This window comes from Bradyrhizobium sp. SHOUNA76, assembly GCF_023006445.1.
In the GTDB taxonomy this organism is placed as follows: domain Bacteria; phylum Pseudomonadota; class Alphaproteobacteria; order Rhizobiales; family Xanthobacteraceae; genus Bradyrhizobium.
The window spans coordinates 1-6,558 of the sequence record NZ_JALBHA010000376.1 but is presented as its reverse complement, the minus strand read 5'-3'; the positions used below and the strand labels follow the sequence as shown (position 1 = coordinate 6,558).

4 protein-coding genes and 4 pseudogenes are annotated in these 6,558 nt (G+C 65.7%); 3 read left to right on the top strand and 5 right to left on the bottom strand.

The window, feature by feature from the left end; translation table 11 throughout:
- The coding region (locus MOV74_RS28020; RefSeq protein ID WP_246929831.1) for an NAD(P)/FAD-dependent oxidoreductase at window positions 1–1,128 on the top strand (1,128 nt) is incomplete at its 5' end.
- Window positions 1,129–1,162: 34 nt separating this feature from the next.
- Here the strand turns inward: MOV74_RS28020 and MOV74_RS28015 are convergent.
- A complete protein-coding gene (locus tag MOV74_RS28015; RefSeq protein ID WP_246929830.1) occupies window positions 1,163–1,492 on the bottom strand; it encodes a hypothetical protein in 330 nt (109 codons plus the stop codon).
- 358 nt (window positions 1,493–1,850) lie between these two features.
- A pseudogene (locus MOV74_RS28010) lies at window positions 1,851–2,125 on the bottom strand (DUF3088 domain-containing protein); the annotation flags it as partial.
- A gap of 50 nt (window positions 2,126–2,175) precedes the next feature.
- On the opposite strand from MOV74_RS28010, the pseudogene MOV74_RS28005 reads away from it, so the two are divergent.
- Window positions 2,176–2,769 (top strand): annotated as a pseudogene (locus MOV74_RS28005) (AMP-binding protein); the annotation flags it as partial.
- 58 nt (window positions 2,770–2,827) lie between these two features.
- Window positions 2,828–3,181, top strand: a pseudogene (locus tag MOV74_RS28000) (oleate hydratase); the annotation flags it as partial.
- Window positions 3,182–3,217: 36 nt separating this feature from the next.
- On the opposite strand, the gene MOV74_RS27995 reads toward MOV74_RS28000, so the two are convergent.
- The 3 genes and pseudogenes from MOV74_RS27995 to MOV74_RS27985 form a co-directional block, all read right to left on the bottom strand.
- The gene (locus MOV74_RS27995) at window positions 3,218–5,068 is read right to left on the bottom strand and encodes a sensor histidine kinase (protein ID WP_246929829.1); all 1,851 of its coding nucleotides are present in this window, start codon (window positions 5,066–5,068) and stop codon (window positions 3,218–3,220) included.
- Between the two features lie 144 nt (window positions 5,069–5,212).
- Window positions 5,213–5,809: a hypothetical protein gene (locus tag MOV74_RS27990; RefSeq protein WP_246929828.1), complete on the bottom strand. Its 597-nt coding sequence runs from the start codon at window positions 5,807–5,809 to the stop codon at window positions 5,213–5,215.
- Window positions 5,810–6,005: 196 nt separating this feature from the next.
- Window positions 6,006–6,558 (bottom strand): annotated as a pseudogene (locus MOV74_RS27985) (tetratricopeptide repeat protein); the annotation flags it as partial.

Genomic DNA, 6,558 nt, shown 5'->3' with positions numbered 1-6,558 from the left:
GCTGAAGAGTTCGGCTATCCCGCTGCGGGCGGCGCCGAATTCGTCCATGGCGAGGCGCCGATCACGCGCGGATTGCTGCGTGAGGCCGGGCTGTCGCTGCAAGCGATCGAGGGCGAGCAGTGGAGCGTCGACGGGACGACGCTCTCGCGCGGACAGGGCGACGATCCGCACGAGGCGGAGCTTCAAGCCGTGCTGAGGGACTTGAAGGACGATCTCACCGTCGCCGAGTTCCTGCGCCGGCATTTTGCCGGGGATGACTATGCGCCGATGCGCCATTCGATCGGGCGGATGGTCGAGGGCTATGACGCGGCCGACCCCGAGCGCGCCTCGACGCTGGCGCTGCGCGAGGAATGGATGGATGGCGGGCACGCACCGCAGGCGCGCATCGATGGCGGCTATGGCGCGCTGATCGACTTTCTGGCGGCGGACTGCCGCCGGCGCGGGGTCACAATTCATATCGGTTGTGTGGTGTCGGCGATCGAAGAGCATGGCCACACGGTGGCCGTTCACTGCACCGGCGGCGATGTGCATGGCTGCGATCGCGTGATCCTCACGGTGCCGCTGCCGCTGCTGCGCGAGATGGCCCTGCCGGCGAGCGCGCGCGCGAAGCTTGCCGCCACGGACGACATAGGCTTCGGCAATGTCATCAAGATCCTGCTGCGCTTCGCGCGGCCCTGGTGGCGCGAGCGGAAGGAAGATCTCGCAGGCATGACCTTCCTGCTGTCGGACGAGACGATCCCGGTGTGGTGGACGCAATATCCGAGCCGGCATGCCGTGCTCACCGGCTGGTTCGGCGGCCCGCGTACGGCGGAGCTAGAAAGACTCGATCCGCAAGGACTGATCGAGGCCGGGCTCGATTCGCTCGCCGCCATCTTCAAGCTGTCGCGCGAGGACATCGCGCACGAGCTCGTGGCAGCGACGGCGACCAACTGGGCGCACGATCCCTTCGCCCGCGGCGCCTATTCCTGGGCGACGCCGCGGACGCGCGCGGCACAAGCGATCCTCGCGCGTTCCGACGGCCTGGTGTTGTTCTCCGGTGAAGCGCTCTATCGCGGAGCCGACATGGGCACGGTGGAAGCCGCCCTGGCGAGCGGCCTGGAGACGGCCGGGATGATCCTTAGGGGATAAGAAAAAAGGCCCGCATCTCTGCGGGCCTCATCTCTCACCAGCGACTGCCGCCGAAGCCGAATGTCACGCTGGGGCCGCCGCCGCCGTAATATCCGTACGGGCCGCCGCCATAATAGCGGTGGTGCCTGGGGTAATAGCCATAGTTGCGGTGGTGCGAACGATAATAGCCATGATGGTGATGATGAGGCCGCCAATGATGGTGATGGCGATGGCCATGATGGTGGTGCCGGTGCTGCGCACTGATGTCGGTCGATTGGCTGGCTGGCGCGTTCCGCTGCGCGCTTGAATTGTCGGCCGCGTTTGCCGCCGATCCGCCGGCAAGCGCCGCAGCTCCGACCGCCATCGCGACAATGAGATACTTCATGTCATCACTCCAGTTGAATGTCGTGTGACAACAGATGGGCCTTCGCCGCGTTCCGGCCAGTGCGGGCGTCGAAACGACGCAGTATTGCGACGCCGCGATTCGCCCACGAGTGGGCGTCGTGGGATTTATTGTCGCATCAACGGCGTTGATCGCATTGCTGCCATCACTTGGCCGCGAACGACGCGATCGCGTCACCCGTTTCGTGACGCCATTGCAGACCTGTGGCCCGGATTGCGCTCCGCTCCATCCGGGACACGAGAGGGCTATGCCGGCTGGCGGATGCGTCTCAAGGATGCGGATCGGGAAAGCGGTGGCGTTCGGAGAGCGCGGCGAGGATCGCGTCCTTGTCGGCGATGAAGGCCCGTCCCTGGTGGCTGCCGGTCTGGTGCGGCGATGTCGCTCCGTCAGCCAGGACGAGCAGCGGCAGCGACTGATTCTCCTCGCCGAGAAGCCGATCACCGGCTGCCTGGGGCGCGGCCATGCGATGCGCTCGACATCCAGCTTGTCGGCGAGCTGGGGAAACGAGGCCAGCGCGCCCTCGATCAGCGCGCAATGCCAGCAGTAGAACAGGCGCCCCGGAAAGGCCGGGTCCTCGAAACCGGGGCGCAGCAGGAACAGGCGGTCGCGCGTCATGGGTCGCTCCGAAGCATGGCCGCTTTGCTGAGGATCAAACCGGCGGCCTCGTGCCGGTGCCGATGCATGCCGTCGACAACCCCGACAGCATCGCCTACGTCCTCGCCGATTCCGGCGCGCTGCTCGTGTTCGTCGATACACTGGAGCGCTGGCAGGCGATCGTGGCGACCGGCCAGCCGCTCGACCATCTCAAGCGCATCGTCTGCGCGGATGCAGGCGGGCTCATCACACCGGATGCGCGCATCGTCGGGCTCGATCACTGGCTCGCACAACCACCCGGCGCGACTGCGCCGCTGCCCGATGTCGCGGTCCAGCCGGACGATCTCGCCGCCATCGTCTACACCTCGGGCACGACGGGGCGGCCGAAGGGCGTGATGCTGTCGCACGGCAACGTGGTCGCCAACGTGAAGGCGATCGCGTGCCGTATCAAGGCCGAGCCGCACGACGTCCTCCTGTCCTTCCTGCCGCTCTCGCACACCTTCGAGGGCACCGGCGGCTATTACTATCCGATCGCCGCCGGCGCCTGCGTCGCCTATACGCGGTCGGTGCCGCAACTGTCGGAGGACCTGAAGCACGTGCAGCCGACAGTGCTGGTCTCGGTGCCACGGATCTACGAGCGCATCTACGCGCTGATCATGCAGCACCGGGCGGCAGCAGGCTGGATCGAGCGCACGCTGTTCGACCTCACGGTCGCAATCGGCGGGCGGCGGCGCGGATATTTTGAAGGAGCTGTGCGGCCACCTGAACTTCGATGCGAGCGTGTTCGAGGACGCGATCTGCATTCCCTGCCGCATGCCCTACATCACCAGCATGTTCATGCCGCGCAATTGGGCCGACCGGCCGCTGCCGGTGCCGAAGAACTCGGTCAACCTCGCTTTCGTCAGCCAGTTCGTCGAAATCCCCGACGACGTCGTGTTCACCGTGGAATATTCGGTGCGGGCGGCGCAAATGGCGGTCTATCAGTTCATGAAGATCGATCGCCCGGTGCCGCCAGTGACCCGCCACGACAAATCGCTCGCGGTGGTCTTCGCGACGCTGGAGAAGGCGTTCGCGTGACGACCGCGACGGCGCCACTGGCGCCTGCGATCGCCGCTATCGCGGCGCTGCCAGCGGCAGGCTGACGTGAAAGACGGCGCCCCCCGACGGCACGTTTTCGGCCCAGATGCGCCCGCCATGCGCCTTGACGATGGTATGGGCGATCGAGAGGCCGATGCCCATGCCTTGCGCCTTGGTCGTGAAGAACGGCTTGAAGATCTCGGTCACCTTTTCCGCGAGGATCCCGTCACCGGTATCGGTGACGGAGACGAGAGCCACATTGCCATCTGCGAGGCTGGTTCGCCCGACGACGCGGCGCCGCTTGTCCGGCAGATGCGCCACGGCATCTATGCCGTTCACGACGAGATTCAGAATGGCCTGCTGGAGCTGGATCTTGTCGGCCTTGACGCGGATCTCTCCGGATGAGGGCTCCGTCACCAGCTCGACATCGTGCGTCAGCGCCTGCACGGAGAGGAATCGAAACACCTCGCCGACCATCGCATTGAGGTCGAGTTCGCGCCGTTCGGTCGGGTCCCGCTTCAGAAACGCGCGCAGCCGGCTGATGACCTCGGCGGCCCGCTGATCGTCCCGGCAAATGTGGTCCAATATGTCCCTGACCTCGTCGAGGTCAGGCGCCGGATTCTGCAAGATCTGCTGGGCCGCCTCGGCATTGATCAGGATGGCGGCGAGCGGCTGGTTCAGCTCGTGGGCAAGCGAGACCGACATCTCGCCCGCGGTTGCGCGGCGATTCAAGTGGGCAAGCTCCGACATGCGCTGACGCGCCTCGACCTCCGCCACGAAGCGCAAGCGGCGCTCGCGCAGCAGGATGGCGATCATCAGCGCCTGCACCAAAACGACGCTCGCGACGATGGTGGCGTGCCAGTGATAGTGCTCCCAGAAGGTCTGTTCACGGAAACGGATCTCGCTGCCGGGGGGCAGATTGGCTTCATTCACGTTCCATCGTCTCAGCTCCCGCCAATCGAAGATCGGCTTTACGTTGTCTCCGGCGAAGGGGACGATGCTCGACGGGGCTTCGCCGTCGAGGATCCGCGTTGCCACTTCGCCGGCTTCCCGTCCTATCATTTCGGGCAGCAGCAGAAATCCGCCCAATCCGGAACGCCCGAGGAACGTATCGGACGTGATGATGATCGGGCGGTTGGCCTTTTCGGCGATGCGTGCGAGCGCCGAGGCCGGCGAATAATAGGTGCCTTCGCCGTCGGAATACATCGCCGAGGTCAGGATCGCAGAGCGGGCAGTCAGGGAGGCGAGGTGATCGCGGACCTCGCGCAGCACTGCGCCGGACAGATCGGTGACTTCGAGGTCGGGCATTGCGGCCGCGAAATCCTGCTTCCAGTGTCCATATGTCAGCGGATTCTTCCAGGCCTCGCCGACGAGGACGACATGGTTCAGGTCGGGAACGACGGCGCGGGCTGCGGTCAGCAGCTGCGCCGGCCGTACCCGTGCGAAGACGGCCGTCGTGTTGGGCAGGAAAAGCGCGCGCGTCTCAGGCAGATCGGGCACGAAGCCGTAGACGACGGGCGCGCCTGGCCAGATCTCCTGCTTGCGCTTCTGAAGGAATTTCGCCGACGCAACGCCGATCGAAACGATGACGTCGATCGGCCGCTGCGCATATTTGGTCCTGAGGTGGCCGACCAGGCTCTCTTCATAGCCGGGTCCCGGGAAGCGGGTGAGATCGAGGCTTTCGCCGTAGGTCACCGTGTGAGCCGTCCCGCTCTGCTTTGCGGCGGCGCGGATGCCGGCGAAGATCTCGGAATAAAACGGTGAGCGGAAATCGGCTTCTTCCAGAACCAGGATCGAACGCTGCCGCTTGCCGTCGGCCGCGATGCATTCACGCGACAGGCTTGCGAGCAAGCAGACGATCAGGATGCGCACCAGCCCGATGATCATACGCGTTGCTGGACCGTGGCCCGCCCCCATTGCAATCGCGTCTCCTCGATGAGGACGCGTGCCCGAGCATAACCGGCTGACCTGGAGTTTCAACGGAGCGATGCGCGACGGTTGCGCAATCACTCAAGGCGGGACGAAGTGCCGCTACTTGAACGGATCCTGGATCGACGGCGACGACTGGCGGATGCGGCGCACACTCACCGGCTTACCGTCGGAGACGAACAGCAGTTCATATCGACGGCCTTCGTTGTCGGTCGCTGAGCAGGTGACGTCGTTGACCTTCCTGGCGGCGAAATTGCCGGTCTGGCGGCAGAGGCCGGTAGAGGTCTGCTCGGCCGGCACCGGCAGGCCGTCGACCTTGGGACGGTGCTTGGAGTTGAGCAGCATGCGGTCGATCGGCAGCTCGTAGGAATTGTCGTCGGCGCGCTTGCCGTTCTCCCCGGAGAACGACACCACGTGGCTGTCGTCGGAGGGATCGTCGACCGCGACCGCGAAATTGACCCGGCCCTTGTCGCCGTGGGCGTAGGCCACCGTCTTGCAGGCGAAGGCGCGGCCGGCGACCTTGAAGGTCTTGCAGTGGCCGGATATCAGCGCCAGCAGGTCGATATAGGCGTTCTGCGGCGCCGGCGGATTGTGGACCGGGATCGGGGCGGAAGACTCGGCAAAACAAGGGCTTGCAGAAGCGGCAAGGGTGGTGGCCAAAGCCAGCATGGCGGCCAGCGGCGGTCGGCAGAGGCGCATCGGAGGGCTCACGCGCCAGGGAACCAGGGAAAATTTCCGCACCACAACCATCGAACCACAAATTGGTTGCGATCCCGTTTGTTCTGCAAGTCCCGTCTGGAATACCACCGCGCCACCCCAACGGCGAATTCGCCCAAATCGCCCAACCCGTCCCGCCAGCACTTGCCGTCAGGCCGGTGTTTTTTTCGTGGCGGAGCTACCCCATCGCCGCCTGCCAGCGCCTGTCGCGCAGGGACGGGCGGCGGTGCAGGCGGGCGTCCAGCAGGTCGCGGGCGCGGGGCAGCTCACCGCTGCGCATGAGCGCGACGACAAAGGTGTCCTCGATCAACTCGCGCTGGGCATGGCTGCCGCCGATCCGCACGACCTCGCCGAGCACCGGCGCGAGCGTTTGCACGCATGACGCGTAATCCTCATCCGCAAAGGCCGCCAACGCGTGGAAGATCGCCGGCACGACCGGGCCGGCCGGTAGCTTGCCCTCGGCGAGCCGCTGCTCGATGGTCGCAAGGCGCGTGGTGAGCGCCGCGCGGTTTTGCGTCGCGGCCGCGAACAGCGCCATGTGGACGTCGGCGAAAGACAGGCTCGATTTCGGAAACAGTTTTTGCGCGGCGTTGTCGGCTTCCTGCCACAGCGGCCTTGGCACGGTGTGGCCGTAAGCCGACAAGCGCCAGAGCAGCGAGGCGGCGTCGGTGATGACGTTGAGCGGCGGCGCTTGCGTGGCCGAGGGCTGGAGCACGTCGGCATAGATCGAC

Excerpts from the sequence above, each read along its gene's own strand:
- MOV74_RS27995 (WP_246929829.1), bottom strand. The coding sequence starts at position 5,068 with ATGATCATCGGGCTGGTGCGCATCCTGATCGTCTGCTTGCTCGCAAGC.
- MOV74_RS28015 (WP_246929830.1), bottom strand. The coding sequence starts at position 1,492 with ATGAAGTATCTCATTGTCGCGATGGCGGTCGGAGCTGCGGCGCTTGCC.
- MOV74_RS27990 (WP_246929828.1), bottom strand. The coding sequence starts at position 5,809 with ATGCGCCTCTGCCGACCGCCGCTGGCCGCCATGCTGGCTTTGGCCACC.